18 protein-coding genes and 1 pseudogene are annotated in these 16,520 nt (G+C 73.6%); 10 read left to right on the top strand and 9 right to left on the bottom strand.

Going from position 1 to position 16,520, the window contains the following annotated elements; all coding sequences use genetic code 11:
- Positions 1-3 precede the first annotated feature (3 nt).
- The gene (locus ACTOQ3_RS39075) at positions 4-831 is read left to right on the top strand and encodes a carbon-nitrogen hydrolase family protein (RefSeq protein ID WP_440088764.1); all 828 of its coding nucleotides are present in this window, start codon (positions 4-6) and stop codon (positions 829-831) included.
- On the top strand, positions 828-2,126 hold the full coding sequence (locus ACTOQ3_RS39080) for an MSMEG_0565 family glycosyltransferase (RefSeq protein WP_440088765.1): 1,299 nt from the start codon (positions 828-830) through the stop codon (positions 2,124-2,126). The genes ACTOQ3_RS39075 and ACTOQ3_RS39080 overlap by 4 nt, the downstream gene beginning before the upstream one ends.
- Here the strand turns inward: ACTOQ3_RS39080 and ACTOQ3_RS39085 are convergent.
- The 6 genes from ACTOQ3_RS39085 to ACTOQ3_RS39110 form a co-directional block, all read right to left on the bottom strand.
- A complete protein-coding gene (locus ACTOQ3_RS39085; RefSeq protein ID WP_440088767.1) occupies positions 2,077-2,655 on the bottom strand; it encodes an HAD-IA family hydrolase in 579 nt (192 codons plus the stop codon). The genes ACTOQ3_RS39080 and ACTOQ3_RS39085 overlap by 50 nt on opposite strands.
- A gap of 279 nt (positions 2,656-2,934) precedes the next feature.
- The gene (locus tag ACTOQ3_RS39090) at positions 2,935-3,264 is read right to left on the bottom strand and encodes a CGNR zinc finger domain-containing protein (protein WP_440088769.1); all 330 of its coding nucleotides are present in this window, start codon (positions 3,262-3,264) and stop codon (positions 2,935-2,937) included.
- A gap of 161 nt (positions 3,265-3,425) precedes the next feature.
- A complete protein-coding gene (locus ACTOQ3_RS39095) occupies positions 3,426-3,968 on the bottom strand; it encodes a hypothetical protein (RefSeq protein WP_440088771.1) in 543 nt (180 codons plus the stop codon).
- A 40-nt stretch (positions 3,969-4,008) separates the two neighbouring features.
- Complete coding sequence (locus ACTOQ3_RS39100; protein ID WP_350974245.1) at positions 4,009-4,236, bottom strand: hypothetical protein; 228 nt, start codon at positions 4,234-4,236, stop codon at positions 4,009-4,011.
- Between the two features lie 71 nt (positions 4,237-4,307).
- Positions 4,308-4,907, bottom strand: a complete 600-nt coding sequence (locus ACTOQ3_RS39105; RefSeq protein WP_440088772.1) for a hypothetical protein — start codon at positions 4,905-4,907, stop codon at positions 4,308-4,310.
- Positions 4,908-5,088: 181 nt separating this feature from the next.
- A complete protein-coding gene (locus ACTOQ3_RS39110; RefSeq protein WP_440088774.1) occupies positions 5,089-5,382 on the bottom strand; it encodes a cation transporter dimerization domain-containing protein in 294 nt (97 codons plus the stop codon).
- Positions 5,383-5,459: 77 nt separating this feature from the next.
- Between ACTOQ3_RS39110 and ACTOQ3_RS39115 the strand changes: the two genes are divergently transcribed.
- Entirely contained in the window at positions 5,460-6,245 is a 786-nt protein-coding gene (locus tag ACTOQ3_RS39115) for a helix-turn-helix domain-containing protein (RefSeq protein WP_440088776.1), read from the top strand.
- A gap of 48 nt (positions 6,246-6,293) precedes the next feature.
- The gene (locus ACTOQ3_RS39120) at positions 6,294-7,055 is read left to right on the top strand and encodes an SRPBCC family protein (protein ID WP_440088777.1); all 762 of its coding nucleotides are present in this window, start codon (positions 6,294-6,296) and stop codon (positions 7,053-7,055) included.
- 4 nt (positions 7,056-7,059) lie between these two features.
- Here ACTOQ3_RS39120 and ACTOQ3_RS39125 read toward each other — a convergent pair whose 3' ends face one another.
- Together ACTOQ3_RS39125 and ACTOQ3_RS39130 are read right to left on the bottom strand one after the other, a co-directional pair.
- A complete protein-coding gene (locus tag ACTOQ3_RS39125; protein WP_440088778.1) occupies positions 7,060-7,641 on the bottom strand; it encodes a dihydrofolate reductase family protein in 582 nt (193 codons plus the stop codon).
- Positions 7,642-7,812: 171 nt separating this feature from the next.
- A complete protein-coding gene (locus tag ACTOQ3_RS39130; RefSeq protein ID WP_440088780.1) occupies positions 7,813-9,012 on the bottom strand; it encodes an MFS transporter in 1,200 nt (399 codons plus the stop codon).
- Positions 9,013-9,203: 191 nt separating this feature from the next.
- Here ACTOQ3_RS39130 and pdxR point away from each other — a divergent pair, with 191 nt between their 5' ends.
- Positions 9,204-10,628: a MocR-like pyridoxine biosynthesis transcription factor PdxR gene (pdxR, locus tag ACTOQ3_RS39135; RefSeq protein ID WP_440088781.1), complete on the top strand. Its 1,425-nt coding sequence runs from the start codon at positions 9,204-9,206 to the stop codon at positions 10,626-10,628.
- Positions 10,629-10,750: 122 nt separating this feature from the next.
- Here pdxR and ACTOQ3_RS39140 read toward each other — a convergent pair whose 3' ends face one another.
- Positions 10,751-11,608: an SDR family oxidoreductase gene (locus ACTOQ3_RS39140; protein ID WP_440088782.1), complete on the bottom strand. Its 858-nt coding sequence runs from the start codon at positions 11,606-11,608 to the stop codon at positions 10,751-10,753.
- A gap of 116 nt (positions 11,609-11,724) precedes the next feature.
- Here ACTOQ3_RS39140 and ACTOQ3_RS39145 point away from each other — a divergent pair, with 116 nt between their 5' ends.
- The 5 genes and pseudogenes from ACTOQ3_RS39145 to ACTOQ3_RS39165 all read left to right on the top strand — a co-directional run.
- Positions 11,725-12,141, top strand: coding sequence for a winged helix-turn-helix transcriptional regulator (locus ACTOQ3_RS39145; protein ID WP_440088784.1), 417 nt, complete (start codon positions 11,725-11,727; stop codon positions 12,139-12,141).
- A gap of 84 nt (positions 12,142-12,225) precedes the next feature.
- Complete coding sequence (locus ACTOQ3_RS39150) at positions 12,226-12,654, top strand: nitroreductase family deazaflavin-dependent oxidoreductase (protein ID WP_440088785.1); 429 nt, start codon at positions 12,226-12,228, stop codon at positions 12,652-12,654.
- Between the two features lie 313 nt (positions 12,655-12,967).
- Positions 12,968-14,482, top strand: a complete 1,515-nt coding sequence (locus tag ACTOQ3_RS39155) for an FAD-dependent monooxygenase (RefSeq protein ID WP_440088786.1) — start codon at positions 12,968-12,970, stop codon at positions 14,480-14,482.
- Between the two features lie 124 nt (positions 14,483-14,606).
- A complete protein-coding gene (locus ACTOQ3_RS39160; RefSeq protein ID WP_440088788.1) occupies positions 14,607-15,998 on the top strand; it encodes a helix-turn-helix domain-containing protein in 1,392 nt (463 codons plus the stop codon).
- Positions 15,999-16,203: 205 nt separating this feature from the next.
- Positions 16,204-16,520 (top strand): annotated as a pseudogene (locus ACTOQ3_RS39165) (histidine kinase); the annotation flags it as partial.

Raw genomic sequence — 16,520 nt, forward strand, 5'->3', positions numbered from 1 at the left:
ACCGTGATCCGCATAGCCGCGGCCTCCGCGCACTTCGGCCGGGACCTGGAGTTCGACCTGCGGCGCATCGCGAAACTGATCGACGACGCCCGCAGGGCGGGGGCGGGGCTGCTGGTGCTGCCCGACGCCGCGCTGGGCGGCTACCTCGCCGACCTGCGCCATCCCGACCCCGACGCGCTGCCCCCGGCACTCGGCCCCGACGACCCGCTGATCAAGCGGGTCGGCGAGCTGGCCGCCGAGATGGTGGTGTGCGTCGGCTACTGCGAGGCCGACGGCACCCGCAGATACAACAGCGCCGCGTGCGTCAGCGGCGACGGGGTGCTGGGACGCCACCGCAAGGTGCACCTGCCCGCGGGGGAGATCGCGGCGTACGCGCCCGGCGAGCGTTTCGACGCCTTCGACACCCCGGTGGGCCGCGTGGGCATGCTCATCGACTACGACAAGACCTTCCCCGAGTCGGCGCGGAGCCTCGCCCTGGACGGGGCGCAGATCGTCGCCTGCCTGTCGGCCTGGCCGACCAGCATCACCAACCGGGCGCCCCGGATGGCCCAGGACCGCCAGTCGCGCCTGTTCGACCTCTACGACTGCGCCCGTGCCGCCGAGAACCAGGTCATCCTGGCCTCGTCGAACCAGACCGGCGCGATGGGCGGCATGCGCTTCCTGGGTCAGGCCAAGGTGGTCGGTCCCGGGGGTGACATCCTCGCCCGTACCTGGTCCAAGGCGGGCCTGGCGGTCGCCGAGGTGGACGTCGCCGCCGAGATCGCCACCGCGCGGCGGGTGCTGAGCCATCTCGGCGAGCGCAGGCCGGGCAGCTACCGGGGAGCCTCATGAGCGACGCGCGCACGCCGGGCGCGGTGAGCGCCGGACGCACTGCGCACCCCGCGCATGCGGCGGGCGCGATGAGCACCGGGAGCACCGGGAGCACTACGGGCCCGGTCGGCCCGGTCGGCCCGGTCGGCACGGTAGGCGCGGGAAACGCCCCAGGGGCGTTCCCGGTGATGAGCATCGCGCTGCTGACGTACTCCACCAAGCCGCGCGGCGGGGTCGTGCACACCCTCAACCTCGCCGAGGCGCTGGCCGAGGCGGGCCAGGACGTGACGGTCTGGACGCTCGGCCGCGGCGGTGACGCGGGGTTCTTCCGGCCCGTGGCGCCCGCGGTGCGGCAGGTGGTGGTGCCCTTCGGCGAGGTGGCGGGCGAGACGGTGGGGGAGCGGGTGCTGCGCTCGATCTCCGCGCTGCGCGAGGCGTTCACCCCCGGCGGCTACGACATCGTGCACGCCCAGGACTGCATCAGCGCCAACGCGGTCGAGCGGTGCGTGCGGACCGTCCACCACCTGGACCACTTCACCACCCCCGAGCTGGCCGCCTGTCACGAGCGCGCCATCGTCGAACCCCGCGCGCACGTCTGCGTCTCGCGTGCCGTCGCCGCCGAGCTCGCCGCCGGATGGGGCATCACCGCGACGGTCATCCCCAACGGCGTCGAGGCGGACCGGTTCGCGGACGCCGCCGCGCGCGGCGACGGCCGCTGGAGGGACCGGCTGGGACGCTACGTCCTCACGGTCGGCGGTATCGAGCCCCGCAAGGGCTCGCTGGACCTGCTGGAGGCGTACGCGTCGCTGGCCGCCGGAGACCCCGGCCTGAAGCTGGTGATCGCCGGGGGCGAGACCCTGTTCGACTATCGCGACTACCGGGCCCGGTGGGCCGAGCGTGCCGCGGTCCTCGGCGTGGAACCGGTCGTCCTGGGTCCCGTCGGCCACGAGGAGCTGCCGTCGCTGGTCGCCTCCGCGGCCGTCTTCGCCTTTCCCTCGCTCAAGGAGGGCTTCGGCCTGGCCGCCATGGAGGCGCTGGCGGCGGGCGTGCCGCTGGTCACCCGGGACCTGCCGGTCCTGCGCGAGGTGTTCGGGACCGCCGCGCGCTTCGCCGGCGACCCGGCGGGCTTCGCCGCCCAGATCGGCGCGGCACTGGCCGGAACCGACCTCGCGCGCCTGGCCGCGGGCCGCCTGCTCGCCGCCCGCCACACCTGGCGGTCGGCCGCCGAGCGGCACATCGCCCTGTACGCGGCCTTACGCGACCCCGTCAGCCCGAGCGCGGGAAAGGCGGCCACTCCGGGTAGAGGAGGGCGTTGATGCCGAGCGCCGCCGCGGCGCGGACGTTGGCGGCCCGGTCGTCGAGGAAGGTGACGTCGCCGGGGGCGGCGTCGAGGCGGCGCAGGACCTCCTCGAAGATGGCGGGGTCCGGCTTGGTCAGGGCCATGCGGCAGCTGTAGAAGCGATGGCTGAACGCCGCCGCCCAGGGGGCGTCGTCGATGGCCGCCGCCAGCGGTTCGGGGGCGTTCGACAGCAGGGCGAGCCTGTGACGTCCCGCGAGGTCCTCGATGCCGCGCAGGGTCTCCGGGTTCAGGTGGAACCAGCTCTCGACGTCGGCCGCCTCGAGCTTGGCGACGAGCGGATCGTCGTCGGCGAGCGTCCTGCCGAGAACCGAGCCCCAGTACAGGTGGGAGGCCTGACCGCGGTCGTAGGCCTCGCGGTGGCGCCAGTAGCGGTCGTGGAAGGTCGCCTCGTCCTGGCCGATCAGCTTCGCCATGGAGGCCGTCGCGTCGGAGGGCTGTGGCATGGAGATGACCTCGCCGTAGTCCAGCAGCATCCACGTGGTCACGGGTTCTCCTCGCATCGGTCCTGCGCCGACGGTTCCGGTGTCACCCCCGATGTGGCGGGTGGGGCCTCGCACGCCCGGCCCCGGCGCGTCCCGCGCTCGGCGGGATGAGAATGATCAACGATCGTTCGACGCCGTTCCGAAACCCTTTCGTGTTCATTCGATCGTACTTCGTGTGTGATTTCAAGATGGAGATCTCGGTCGCCACGGCGGGAACGGATCCCGGCGCGCCTCCGCCGCACGCCTGACCGGTCTCGTACGCCTGTCCGGTCCCGTCGCCGGTCAGTCGTCGTCGCCCCGGTTCGTCGCGCGCCGGTGGTGCCGCCGGGCCTTGAGCCGGTTGCCGCAGGCGGCCATCGAACACCAGCGGCGGCAGTTGGCCCGGCTGTGGTCCACGAGGAACAGGCGGCAGTCGTCGTTGGCGCACGGGCGCAGGCGGCCGGGCAGGGTTTCCCGGAGATGCGCCCAGGCCAGCACGCACCGGACGCCGAAAGGGTCCGCGGAACCGGTGTTCAGCTCCCAGCGCACGCCGTCGTCGCCGACCGACGGGGTCTGCGACACCCCTTCGAGGAAGGTCTCCAGCGTCCGGGCGGGCTCCTCGCCCCTGACCACGAGGGCGATCGCGTCCCTGACGCGGCGGGCCGAGGCGACGGCGGCCGGTGAGCGGGGCAGGTCGCGTTCGCCCAGCCACCGGGCCGCTTCGCGCGGGTCCGCCGCCCGACCCCGGGCCGTTCCCCCGCCCGCTCCGCCGTCTCGCCTTCCCCGTCCGGCCCTCAGCCGGTGGCGATCGTCAGGTCCGCGCGGGCACGGACGTCGTCGCGGGCGTGGAAACGCTCCTCCTGAGCCGCCCAGCGGTTCCAGTGCGGGGCGTAGAGATCACCGTCGCGCTCCAGGGCGCGGGCCTTGCGCACTCCGTCGGCCGCCTCCAGCCACAGCAGGCCGCTCAGGTACGGCGCGGCGGCGAGGGCGCCGGAGCCGGTGCCGTCGAGGACCAGGACCCCGGTGCCCGGGACCTCGTGCCACTCCGCGTAGGCGCCCTCCGTCCAGTCGTAGCGTCGCCACCGCGCGGGCCGGTCCAGGCTCAGCGGTCGCAGGACCCACTCGACCAGCGCGTCGACTCCTCCCAGCAGGCCGTCCCACCCCGGGTAGAGATCGTCCATCCGTACGACGGGCGCGGCCAGTTCCGCGGCCAGGGCGGTGGCGAGGGTGGACTTGCCCGACCCCGAGCGTCCCTCGACCGCCAGGACACGGGTGCGGCCCGCCCGGGCGGGGCGGGTGCGCAGCCAGCGCGAGATGCGCGGCACGTGGCCGTTCACGCCGGCGTCACAGGATGCTCCGGACGACAGGAGAGCGCGGTCACGCGCTCCGGCGGGTGCGCCAGCGGGTCAGGATCTCACGATCGGAGTCGCGCTCCTCGACGTCGCGGCGGCGCTGCTCGTCCTCGTCCTGTGCCAGGGCGAGCCATTCGGAGTATTCGGGATCGTCGCGGCCTATGTCGCGGGTGCCGTCGATCTTGGTGCCGTTGGCCAGCGTGGTCGTCGCGGGGACGCGGAGGGTGCCTCCCGGCAGCATGGTCACGTTCATGGCGTGGCCTTTCCGTCGTCTCTGACCGCTGTCGGCCCAGCATAGCTCCGGGGGTCGTGGCACGCCCACGGTCAGCCGATGCCGTACTGCCCGGACAGCTGGTGATACACCCGCTCGGCCTCCGCCTCCGTGCCGATCAGGTGGAGCAGCCGGGTCGCCCTCCGGGTGAGCACGCAGGCGAAGGCCTCGGCGAACAGCTCGGTGACGTCGTCGCGGTAGGGCGGCCGGAGACGGCCGCGGGTGCGAGCGTGCAGGTCGGTCCAGAACGGGGAGTGCGAGGGCAGCCGGTCCATGTGGTCGGTGGCGTGGCCGATCTCGTGCCCGCACACCGACACCGAGGGCGAGGGGGCGCTCCCCACCCCGATCCGCCGCCGCCGGGGGTCGTAGACGCCCGCGCTGCGTTCCCACAGGCCCGCCTGCAGGGGCAGCGCGACGCCGCGCAGCCATTCGAAGCCGGGAAGGTCGGGCACCGATCCGGGCCCCACCACGATGCCGCCGCTCAGGTGGGTGGTCAGGCGGGTGGCGAGAGCCTGCGGCACGGCCGCCAGCGTCAGTATGGCGAGGAGTGTCTCCGCCGGTGGGAACGTGCCAGGTTCCCCGGTGCGCGTCAGCCGCACCTCCAGTGGGCCGACGTGCAGCCAGCCGGGGCGTCCTCTGCTGTGGTCGGCCAACGCAGCCGCTTCTCCTGGATCGGGGGGCGATCCGCCACGGCTTGCGGGCCGGGCGATCCGGTCCGCGGGCCGCGATGGTGATCACGCGAGACTACCTCTCCCACGCCCCGGTCCGTGCGGGTACGCGTCCGCGGACGATGGCAGGCGGGGCGGTCCCGCGACCTTCCGGTACGGCCCCGCCCTACCGGTGTCCGGCCAGGACGGCGTGGTGGTCGGCGCCTTCCGGGCCGTCGGGGTCGGCGTGCACGGTGGCGGCACGCAGGCGGGGCAGGTGGTGGATCAGCCGGTGCTCGGCCTCCACCGCCACGGCGTGCGCCCGGAGCGGCGACAGGTCCTCGCCGACCACGATGTCCACCTCGGCGCGCAGCGTGTGGCCCACCCAGCGTAATCGCACCGATCCCACCCGCCGCACGCCGCCGGTGGCGGCCAGGATCCGCTCCGCGCGGTCGACGAGCGCCGGATCGACCGCGTCCATCAGCCGGTGCTTCCCGCGGTCGCGTCCGTTCGCGATGTCAATTGACAGATTAATTTGTCTAATGGTTCCATGGAGGCATGGCCGCGACCGAGATGACACTCATGGACGAGCCCGACCGTCTGCGCGTGGCGCTCACCCCGATCCGCCGACGGCTTCTCGCCCGCCTGCGCGATCCCGCCTCCGCGGTCCAGCTCGCGGCCGAGTTCGGCCTGCCGCGCCAGCGGGTCGGATACCACCTCAGGGTGCTGGAGGAGGCGGGGCTGATCGAACTGGTGGAGGAGCGCCCGCGACGCGGTTTCGTCGAGCGCGTCATGGGCGTCACCGCGAACGCCTTCCTCGTCGATCCCGGCGTGCTCACCTCACCCGGCGAGGCCGCCGAGGCCGCCGAGGCCGCCGAGGCCGCCGAGGCGGATGGAGGCGACGAGACTGACGAAGCCAGTGGCGACGGCGACGGTGACGGGGCCACCGGGGCCACCGGGACCGCCGAGGTGGCCGGGGTTTTCCGCCGGGTCGCCGACCAGTACGCCGCCGAGCATCTCGTCGAGGTGGCCGCCGGCACCGTGCGCGACGTCACCCGCATGGCCGCCGCCGCCGACCGGCAGGGCGTCCGGCTGCTGACGTTCACCCTTGAGGCGCGGGTGCGCTTCGCCGAGCCCGGCGACGTGCACGACTTCACCGACGCGCTCGCCGACGCCTTCTCGCAGGTCGCGGCCCGCTTCGACACCCCCGGAGGGCGGCCCTACCGCCTCGTCGCCGGTGGGCATCCGGCCCCCGGCACGCGAGAGACCGGCGGACGGCTCGCCCCCGGCACGCGAGAGACCGGCGGACGGCTCGCCCCCGGCACGCCGGAAACCCGCAGTTGACATCCGTCCCGGGACCAAGGTCCGGGGCCCGACATTGAGAGGCATCCGATGACAGACGAGCCGTTCTCCCTCGAGGTCACCATCGCCGCACCCGTCGACGACGTGTGGAGCGCGCTGCGCGACCCCGAGCTGATCCGGCGCTGGCATGGCTGGCACTTCGACGGCCTCGACAAGGAGATCGAGGTCATCTACCACCAGAACGTCGTGGAGTCGGCCGCCGAGCACCGGCTGGAGGTCCAGGGCGGCGACCTGTTCGAGCTGGCCGACCTCGACGGCCGTACGCGCCTGCGGATGACCCGTGCCCCGCGCGGCGGCGACCCCGAGTGGGACGCCTACTACGACGACATCACCGAGGGCTGGATCACCTTCGTCCACCAGCTCGCGTTCGCCCTCGAACGGCACCCGGGCGCCGACCGGCGCACGGTCTTCCTCTCCGGTGCGGCGGCCTCGCCGGTGCTGGAGGCCACCGGCCTCGCGGCGGTGGCCGGACTGGCCCCGGCGAGCCCGTACGAGCTGGAGGGCCCCACCGGGGAGACGCTGCGCGGCCAGGTCCGGTTCCGCTCGGCCAACCAGGTCGGTCTCACCGTCGACGGCTGGGGCGACGGCCTGCTGGTCGCGGCCGAGACCCCGCCCTCGCCCGCCAATCCGGGCGGCGCCGCCATGATGGTGCTCACCACGTACGGCCTCGACGACGCCGCGTTCGCCGACCTCGAATCCCGCTGGACCGCCTGGTGGGGACGGAACTTCCCGGAGGCTCCCGCGAACGACCAGGATGCCCCCGCCGGCGCGGAGCGGGTCCCGGACGCGTAGAGGTCTATCCCACCACCCGGAACCGCAGATGCGTGACGCGCGGAGACCCGGCCAGGCCGGTCCTTTCCAGCTCGACGCGGTCGCCGCCCGGGTGGTCGAAGAGCCGGGTTCCGGCCCCGAGCAGCACCGGTGCCAGCTGGAGCTGTATCTCGTCCACGAGCCCGGCTCTCACGAGCTGCCCGGCGATGTCCGCCCCGCCCATCACGAGGACGTTCCTCTCTTTCGCCGCCTTCCGTGCCCGCCGGATCGCGCTCTCGAGTCCGTCGGAGACGAAGGTGAAGGTCCCGCTCGTCATGGGCAGCTCCTCCCGGTCCTCATGGGTGAGCACGAAGCACGGCGCGGGGAACGGCGTGTCCTTCCACAGGCCCACCCCCACGTCGAAGGTCCGCCTGCCCACCACCACCGCCCCCGTCGAGGCGGACAGGTCCCGATGTACCTCGGCGTCCACATCCCGGTCGGCGTCGTCGTTGAACAGCCATTCGTGGAGCCGCTCACCGCCCTTGCCCATGGGCTGTTCGACGCCGATGTCGGGCCCGGCGACGAAGCCGTCAAGCGACATCGTGATGTTCAGAAGAACCGTTGCCATGGAATTTTCCCCTCGTTGCCGGGGCCTCGTCGCCGGGGCCCCCGTTGCCAAAGTCTTGGTCGTCAGGGCTCCGGTCGTCGGAACCCCTGCCGATCGGCGGGTGTCTCCCCTGGCCGGAGGGAGGCGCGTCGCCCCTTGCCGCCGGCCAGGCCACCGTGTCCTGCGTCGCCCTCACCGGGGTACGGCCGTCCGGTCGTACAGGGCGGGGGCGAGCCCGGTGAACAGCACGGCGGCGGTGACGGCGAACCCCGCCGGGTAGCCCACCGACCCGGCCAGGAGCCCGAACCCGACCGCGCCGACGCCGAGCCCGGCGTCGTAGGCGAGGTTCCATGCCGCGCTCACCTGGCCGAAGGCGGATTCGGGGGCGCGCTCGAACATCAGCGCCAGGGTCGCGTTCTGGGCCATGCCGAAGCCCACCCCGAACAGTCCCATGCCGGCGATCATCGCGAGAGGGACGTCCACCCAGAAGAGTCCGGCCGTGCCGAGAGCGGCGGCCAGGGTGGCTGGGACCAGCAGGCGAGCGGGGCCGTGGCGGTCGCCGTACCGGCCCGCCGCCCAGCGCGCGAGCGGCGTGACGCAGGACTGCGTGAGCAGGGCCAGCGCGACCAGATCGCGCGACCGCTCCGGCGCGGCCAGCGGGAGGAAGGTCAGCAGGACACCGGCCGCCGGTGTCACCGTGGCGAAGACGATCGCGGGCCTGGCGACGCCGGCGTCGCGGAGGACGCCGAGGATCCCGCTCCGGCTCCCGCCCGGGGACCCGGCCTGGGTCCCGCTCCGGCCTCCGTCGTGGGTCCCGCTCCGGCCTCCGTCCCGGGGCCCGCCGTGCCGTTCGGTCCGCGCACGCGGGGAGGGCAGGCCGGGTACGGCGGCCAGCCCGAGCAGCGCCAGCGCCGCCCCGGCGACGAACACGGGTCCGTGGCCGATGTGCTCGCTCAGCCAGAGACCCAGCGGCAGGCACGCGATGGAGGGAATCCCGACGGCCACCCCGTACAGTCCCAGCCCCTCGCCGCGACGGCCGGCCGGCACCAGTTCGGCCATCAGGGCCGCACCGGCCACCACCACGAGCCCGAGCCCGGCACCCCGCGCCAGGCAGATCCCCAGCACCGGGGGCATCGACGCCGACGCCGGCAGCAGGAGGGCGGGTGCTCCGAGCAGGAACAGGCCCAGTCCCATGACCGCCCGGTAGCCGTACGCGCGCAGCAGGCCGGGCGCCACGAACTCCGTCAGCACGGTTCCCAGCATCATGATGCCGGTCGCCAGGCCCGCGCCCACACCGCCCGCACCGGACGTGGCCGCGTACAGGGGGACGACGGGCACCAGCAGGTAGAAGCCGCCGAGGGCGCCGAGCGAGGCGGCCAGCAGCAGGACCACCGGGCGATTCAGGATACGAGGATCCGGAACGCGGGCGCCGTCCCCCCGTGCCTTCCCGCCGTCCTCCCCGGTTTCCGTGGCGTCCCCCCGAGCCTCTCCGCGATCCTCCCGGGTCTCGTCGGCGGCGCTCTTCTGATGAGTCATGGGCCGACCCTAGAGCGGGAACCGGCTCAGCGATAAGGTCCGGTTTCATGTCGATCGAGTGGACCGGTTCGGGGCCGGAACTCCTGTTGCGGGTTGACAGGAACCGGCCGGAACCCTTGCGCGAGCAACTGGAAGGCGCGCTGCGCGAGAGCGTCCGCGCCGGTCGGCTGGCCGCCGGTGAGCGGCTCCCGTCCTCACGCGCCCTGGCCCGTGACCTCGGCGTCTCGCGCGGCCTGGTGACCGAGTGCTACGCGCAGCTGCAGGCCGAGGGCTACCTCGTCACGCGCGGCGGCTCGGCCACCCGCGTGGCCACCGCCGCCCGCCCGCCGGTGGACGCGCCGTCACCGCCCAGCGCGCTTGCCGGGCCCGCCGCGCCCGTCGGGATCGACTTTCGGCCCGGTGTGCCCGACCTGTCGAGTTTCCCCCGCGAACGATGGAGCCGCGCCCTTCGGCGCGCCTGCCGCGACGTGCCCAGCGACCTGCTCGGCTACGGCGACCCGTACGGTGACCCGATGTTGCGCGACGTGCTCGCCGCCTACCTGCGACGGGTTCGCGGGGCCGCCGCCGACGCGGCCCACACCGTCGTGTGCGCGGGGTACGCGCAAGGGCTGCAGCTCGTCCTGCGCGCGCTGGCGGGGGAGGGCGTGCGTGTCGTGGCCGTGGAGGATCCCGGCGACCCCGACCACCGCGTCGCCGCCGCGGCGGCGGGCCTTGACGTCGTCGCGGTCCCCGTCGACGAGCACGGTGTCGACACCGGCGCGCTCGCGGCCACCGGCGCGCGTGCCGTGCTGCTCACCCCCGCCCACCAGTCGCCTACCGGGGTCGTACTGGCTCCCGGCCGGAGGCAGGCACTGATCGCCTGGGCCGTCGCCCGCGACGCGACGATCGTCGAGGACGACTACGACGCCGAGTTCCGCTACGACCGCGAACCGGTCGGGGCACTGCAGGGTCTCGCTCCGGACCGGGTGGCGCTCCTCGGCTCGGTCAGCAAGTCGCTCGCCCCGGCTCTGCGTCTCGGATGGGTCCTCTGCCCGCCCCGGCTGTCCGCCGGCGTCGCGCGTCAGAAGCGGCTCGCCGACCGGGGCTCGCCGGTCCTCGACCAGTTCGCGCTCGCCGACCTGTTGCGGTCGGGTCAGTACGACCGCCACCTGCGCCACATGCGGACGCGCTACGCCGCCCGGCGGGCGGCCCTCGTGGACGCGCTGGGGCGGTACGCGCCCGAGGTCGAGGTGCGCGGGCTGGCCGCCGGTTTCCACGCCGTCGCCCAGCTGCCACCGGGCACGGACGAGCGTGCCGTGGTCGAGGCCGCCCGCCGCCGGTCCGTCGCGCTGTACGGGATCAGCGGCTATCTCCTCGACCCGCCGGAACGACGGGCGTCCTCCGCGCGGCTCGTTCTCGGGTTCGGCAACCTGACCCCGGACGCCATCTCCGACGGCATCGCCGCCGTCGCCGACCTGCTGCGGGGCGGCTGAGCCACCGCGGGGGCCCAGCCGGCCGGTGCCGTCCCTTCAGGGGAGTCCGGGCCCGCTTCTGAGTGGCCGCTTCGTCATGACGGTGCACGCCCGCTTCCGGACGGCGGCCTCGTCGCCGGAGGTCACGCCTCCTTGAGGAGGGCGGTCACCGACTCGCCCAGCGGCGTGGTGGGGCGGCCGATGAGAGCGCTGAGCTCGCCCGGCGTGTGGGAGAGGACGCCCTGGGCGATGCCGAGGTCGATGTCGGCGTACATGGTCGCCACCGGTTCCGGCAGGCCCGCGTCGATCAGGGCCCGGAGGTAGTCGGCGTGCGGGAGGTCCCGGTAGACGACCGGCCTGCCGGAGACCGCCGCCGTCTCGGCGGCCAGCTCGGGCAGGCTCCACGCGGTGTCGCCGGAGAGCTCGTAGATCTTGCCGCCCTCCTCCTCGCCGGTGAGCACGGCGACGGCCGCGGCCGCGTAGTCGGCGCGGGACGCGCTGGCGACGCGGCCGTCACCGGCGGCGCCGAGGATCACGCCGTGCTCGACGCCCTGGAGGACGGACGTCGCGTAGACCTCGGTGTACCAGCTGTTGCGCAGGAAGGTGAACGGGATCCCGGAGGCGCGGATGTGCTCCTCGGTGCCCCGGTGGTCGATGGCCAGCGCCAGGGGCGTGGTGTCGGCGTGCAGCACGCTGGTGTAGGCGATGCGGGCGACCCCGGCCGCCCTGGCCGCGTCCACCACGGCCTGGTGCTGCCCGAGGCGCCGCCCGACGGCGTCGCTCGAGATGAGCAGGACCGTGTCGCCCGGGCCGAAGGCCCGCTCGAGCGTCTCCGGCCGATCGTAGTCGGCCTCCCTGATCTCGACGCCGCGCGCGGCCAGGCCGGCGGCCTTGCCGGGATTCCGCACGGCCGCCACGACCTGGCCGGCGGGCACGCTCTCCAGCAGGCCGTCCACCACCAGGCGGCCGAGCTGGCCGGTGGCACCGGTGACAACGATCATTTCGCTTCTCCTCGTTCCGAAGGGGTAGCCGCCAGGTTAGTACTAACTAATAAACAGTGCCAACTAAAAGTTAGTGCTTTCTTTTGTGCGGTGTGGCGAGAAAGTAAAGTGGACGGATGGACGACCAGGCCGCGACCCCGCTGGACGAGTTCAGCCAGCTCACCTTCGACGTCTTCATGCGCGGCTGCGTCTCGCGCGAGACGATGGAGCACATCACCGGCCGCTGGGGCATCCTGGTCATGGTCGCGCTCCACGAGGGGACCTACCGCTTCAACGCCCTGCGCCGCCGGGTCGACGGGGTGAGCGAGAAGATGCTCGCCCAGACCCTGCAGGCTCTGGAGCGCGACGGCCTGGTCCACCGCGAGGCCGAGCCGACCATCCCCCCGAAGGTCGAGTACAGCCTCACACCGCTCGGCGATCAGGCCGCCCGGCGCCTGCTCGACCTCATCGAATGGCTGGAGGGCGAGATGCCCGCGGTCATGGAGGCCCGCGCACGCCACGACCAGGCCAGAGGCGGCCACCGGACGACGTAGGCCCGCCCGTGCCGGGGCCCGCCCGCCGCGCGGCCGGAAGAACCGGATCGAGAAACGTCGCCGGAGACCTATAGCGTGAGCCGCATGAGCGACGAGATCATCGATTCCCCCACCGCCTGGGTCTCCAAGCACCTTCGCAAGTACGTCGAGTCGAACGGTGCGGAGGGTCACCTCTACCACGGCAGGCCCACCCTGCTGCTGACCACCGTCGGACGCAGGTCCGGGCTGAAGCGGCGGACCCCGCTGATCTACGGTCGTGACGGCGACGCCTACGTGGTCGTCGCCTCCAACGGCGGGGCCGACGACCACCCGCTGTGGTACCACAACCTGCTGGCCCTGCCGCAGGCCGAGGTGCAGGTGCGGGACGAGGTGTTCACCGCCGTCGCGCGGACCGCGACCGCGGGGGAGAAGCCCGCCCTGTGGGAGCAGATGGTCGGGATCCACGGTGAGTACGCCGACTACCGGCGCAAGACCGCACGCGACATCCCGGTGGTGATTCTCACCCGCGCCTGACGTTCCGGCCCGCCGGGCCGAGCCTGGCGGGGCCGGTCCGTGATCCGCGACGGCGGGCCGGGGAGGCGGGCATCGCGGCGATCACGCCGCGGGTGGGGCAGGCGCCGACACGCCGGGAAAAGCCTGGTCGTAGCATGAGATGGCCGCCGGTGGTCTGTCGTACGACCTCGGCCGGACGGGGCGGCGGCGAAGGACGGACGGTGCCGGAGCGGCGCTCCGTCAGGTCCGGGGGCCGGATCTCAGCGTGCGGGGAAGGCAGGAGTGGATCGGCGCTGGTTTTCATCCCGGTGGTCGTGTGGGGGAGCCGCCTCGCGTGGGATTGGAGACACTGATGGTGCCGTTCGACACGGACGTGCTGGTTGTTGGTGCCGGTCCGGCGGGTCTGCTGATCGCGGGTGACCTCGCCGCGAGAGGTGTCGCCTGCACGGTCGTGGAGCGGGACCCCCAGCGTTCGACGCTCACCCGGGCCTTCCCCCTGCACGCCCGTACGCTGGAGCAACTCGACGCCCGGGACGTGGCCGACGAGCTGATCGGCACCGGCACGATCGTCAAGAAGGTACGGCTGTTCAACGGCCTGGACCTCGATCTGTCCAGCCTGCCGTCGCGATTCCCGTTCCTGCTGTGCACCCCCCGGCACAACGCCGAGCGCGTGCTCGAGGAGCGCGCCACCCGGTTCGGAGCGGAGATCGTGCGCGGCGCCGAGGCGGTCGGGCTGTGCCAGGACGCGGCCGGGGTGGACGTCGACGTGCGGGCCGACGGCATGGTGCGCACCTGGCGCGCGCGGTTCGTCGTGGGTGCCGACGACCTGCGCAGCGTCGTGAGGGACGCGCTGGGCGTTCCGTTCCCGGGGCGTTCCACCGTGCAGTCGATCATGCAGGCCGACGTCCGCCTGGAGGAGAGGCCGGAGCGGGAGCTGATCCTCGTCGCCAACGACGAGGGCTTCTCCTTCGTCTCCTGCCACGGCGACGGCTGGTACCAGGTCATCACCTGGGACCGGCGGCGCCAGCTTCCCGACAGCGCCCGGCTCAGCATCCACGAGGTGAGCGAGGCCACCCGGCGCGTCACGGGCAGCGATTTCGGCATGCACGACGCCCGCCATCTGTCGAGGTCCCACAGCGACGAGCGGCAGGTGCTCCGCTACCGTGTCGGCCGGGTGTTCCTGGCCGCCGAGACCGCCTACGTGCACTCGCTGGCATGCGGGCAGGGCATGAACACCGGCCTGCAGGACGCGGCCAACCTCGGCTGGAAGCTCGTCGCTGAGGTCCAGGGCTGGGCGCCGGACGGCCTGCTCGACACCTACCACAGCGAGCGGTATCCGGTCGGCAGGAGGGCCCTGCGGCTCAACGGCGCCCTGCTCGCCGTCGCCATAGGCTCGACCCGGAGGTCGCGGGCCGCCCGCTCCATGCTCCCGGTCGTCGCGAACCGGATCCGTCCCCTCGGCCGCCGGCTGACCGAGACCATGTCGGGCCTGGGCATCTCCTACCCCGCCCTCCCGGGGGCGCACCGGCTGGCCGGCCAGAGGGTGCCGGACATCCACCTGGCCGGGGAGCCGATCCGGCTGTACGAGGCGCTGCGGGCCGGGCGCTTCGTGCTCCTGGCCCCCACGGGCGACCCGGCGGAGGCGGTGGCCTCGCCGTACGGGGAGCGGGTGGTCCACGCCGTTCCCGCGAGCGCCGACCTCCCCGTCCTGCTGATCCGTCCGGACGGGTACATCGCCTGCGCCGTCGACGAGAGGAACCCCGTCTCCCTCGACGTCGCCCTGCGCGAGGCCCTGGCCGCGTGGTGCGCCGCCCGCCCTCCGGTGGCATCCACCACGAAACCCGGGTGAAACGGTCTGTCGCCACCGCCCCGCTGGCCACGAAGGGCAGTACGATCTACTGTAATTGACAGTAAACCGTGCGTAAGGAGTGGGACGTGGATCTCATCGTGCCGCCGACGGAACGGCTCTGGTGATGGCAGGCCAAGCGACCATCGGTGACCGCATCCGTGGATTGCGGTTGAGCAGGCACATGTCCCAGGCGCAGTTGGCCGGGCCAGACCTGTCTGACAGTTACGTTTCGCTCATCGAATCCGGAAAACGGACTCCCACCCCGGTCGTCACGCGCCTGCTCGCCGAGCGGCTCGGCTGCGGCATGGAGTTCCTGCTCCACGGGATCGAGCCGCACCAGCGCGTGGACACCGCGCTCGCCCTGCGGCAGGCCGAGCTCGAACTGTGCCACGGGGACCCGGCCGTCGCGGCCGGGCTCTTCGCGGACACGGCCAGGGCCGCGGGTGACGACAACGCCACCCTCGCCGCGCGGGCGCGCTTCGGCCAGGCCCGCGCGCTGGAGGCCCAGGGGGAGACGGGGCGGGCGGTCGAGGCCTACGAGCTGCTTCGCCGCGAGGCCGCGGCGCATCCCGAGCGCCTCGCCGACCTTCCGCTCGCCGTGGCGCTCTGCCGCTGCTACCACCGCGCGGGTGACACGTGGCGCGCCCGGGATCTCGGGATGGAGGCTCTGGCCCAGGCCGACCGGCTCGGTCTCGACCAGGGCGACCTCGCCCTCGACCTCGCCGCAGTGCTCGCCGAGATGGAGATCGCCCTCGCGTACGTCGAGCGCGTGCTGACCGCCTCCCGCATGCCCGACGCCGTCGACCGCGACTCGGAGGTCCTCGGCCTGTGGCGGGCCAGCACGGCCGCCGCGGAGGAGGACTCCGCGCTCGCCGCCCGGCTCGCGGCGGACGCCGTCGCCGCCGGCCGGCCCGCGCGGATGGCCGTCCGCTACGTCCGGAGCGCGATGCGCTGGGCGTGGATCGCCACCGTGCGTCCCGAGGCCGCCGACCTCGACCGGGCGGGTGAGTTCGCCGCCTCCGCGGTCGAGATCCTCTCGCGCCTGTCGCCCGGGACGATCGAGCACGCCCGGGGCCTGGTCGTGCTCTCCCGCGTGCGGCTGCGTTCCGGCGACGCGGACGCCACGGCGGAGCTGGCCGAACAGGCCCTCGGCCTGCTCGCCGGCGTGCGCGGGACGGTGCCGGCGATGGCGTACGTGGTTCTGGCCGAACTCGCTCTGGCACGCTCCAAAGACGGCGGTCCGGCGCTGACGAAGGCGCAGGAACTGCTCGCCGACCCGGTCGCCTCGGTGGCCTCCTTCGTCGACCGGGATTCGGCCAGGCTCTGGCGCGAGATCGGTGACCTCTGGGGCCGGGCCGGGGCGCCGGAGAGGCAGACGAACGCCTATCGCAGCGCGCTCGAAACCGTCGGGGTCGGCTCGCGCACGGAGACCCCGCCCGGCTCGACGTGGCGCGAGGTCGTCGTCCCGGCGATTCCGGCGCACCTCGGCGTCTCGCACGAGTCGAGGGCCGGCTGACGCCCTCTCCCCGATGCCCCCACGCCCCCGGGGCCGCACCCCGCCGGTGCGGCGTCCGCCGATCCTGAGGTGGGTGAAGGACGGGCACGCGAGAACCCGCCCTGGACCAGGTCGGGTTCTCGCGTACCCGGGCACGGCACCGGCGATCACGCGCCGATCGCCCCCGGCCGGTGGGGAGCGCGTCCGAGGGTACAGACTCGGAGGTATGGCAAAGGGCGAGCCAGGGCCGTTGATCCCGCACATGCGGCTGGACGAGCTGCTGTCGGAGCTGCAGGGGCGCCTGGAGGCGGTGCTGGCCACCCGCGACCGGGTGCACGCGCTGCTGGAGGCCGTGGTCGCGGTGGGCAGCGACCTGGACCTGGAGACCATGCTGCGCCGGATCGTGGAGACCGCCACCACCCTCGTCGACGCCACCTACGGCGCGCTGGGCGTGGCCGGAGACCACAGCACGCTGGTGCAGTTCGTCCCGGTGGGGCTGAGCGAGGAGGAGATCGCGCGGATCGAGCACTGGCCGCACGGGCT

This window comes from Streptosporangium sp. LJ11 (genome assembly GCF_051918945.1).
In the GTDB taxonomy this organism is placed as follows: Bacteria; Actinomycetota; Actinomycetes; order Streptosporangiales; family Streptosporangiaceae; genus Streptosporangium.

Excerpts from the sequence above, each read along its gene's own strand:
- ACTOQ3_RS39080 (WP_440088765.1), top strand. The coding sequence starts at position 828 with ATGAGCGACGCGCGCACGCCGGGCGCGGTGAGCGCCGGACGCACTGCG.
- ACTOQ3_RS39100 (WP_350974245.1), bottom strand. The coding sequence starts at position 4,236 with ATGAACGTGACCATGCTGCCGGGAGGCACCCTCCGCGTCCCCGCGACG.
- ACTOQ3_RS39110 (WP_440088774.1), bottom strand. The coding sequence starts at position 5,382 with ATGGACGCGGTCGATCCGGCGCTCGTCGACCGCGCGGAGCGGATCCTG.
- ACTOQ3_RS39115 (WP_440088776.1), top strand. The coding sequence starts at position 5,460 with ATGGCCGCGACCGAGATGACACTCATGGACGAGCCCGACCGTCTGCGC.
- ACTOQ3_RS39120 (WP_440088777.1), top strand. The coding sequence starts at position 6,294 with ATGACAGACGAGCCGTTCTCCCTCGAGGTCACCATCGCCGCACCCGTC.
- ACTOQ3_RS39125 (WP_440088778.1), bottom strand. The coding sequence starts at position 7,641 with ATGGCAACGGTTCTTCTGAACATCACGATGTCGCTTGACGGCTTCGTC.
- pdxR (WP_440088781.1), top strand. The coding sequence starts at position 9,204 with ATGTCGATCGAGTGGACCGGTTCGGGGCCGGAACTCCTGTTGCGGGTT.
- ACTOQ3_RS39140 (WP_440088782.1), bottom strand. The coding sequence starts at position 11,608 with ATGATCGTTGTCACCGGTGCCACCGGCCAGCTCGGCCGCCTGGTGGTG.
- ACTOQ3_RS39145 (WP_440088784.1), top strand. The coding sequence starts at position 11,725 with ATGGACGACCAGGCCGCGACCCCGCTGGACGAGTTCAGCCAGCTCACC.
- ACTOQ3_RS39150 (WP_440088785.1), top strand. The coding sequence starts at position 12,226 with ATGAGCGACGAGATCATCGATTCCCCCACCGCCTGGGTCTCCAAGCAC.
- ACTOQ3_RS39160 (WP_440088788.1), top strand. The coding sequence starts at position 14,607 with ATGGCAGGCCAAGCGACCATCGGTGACCGCATCCGTGGATTGCGGTTG.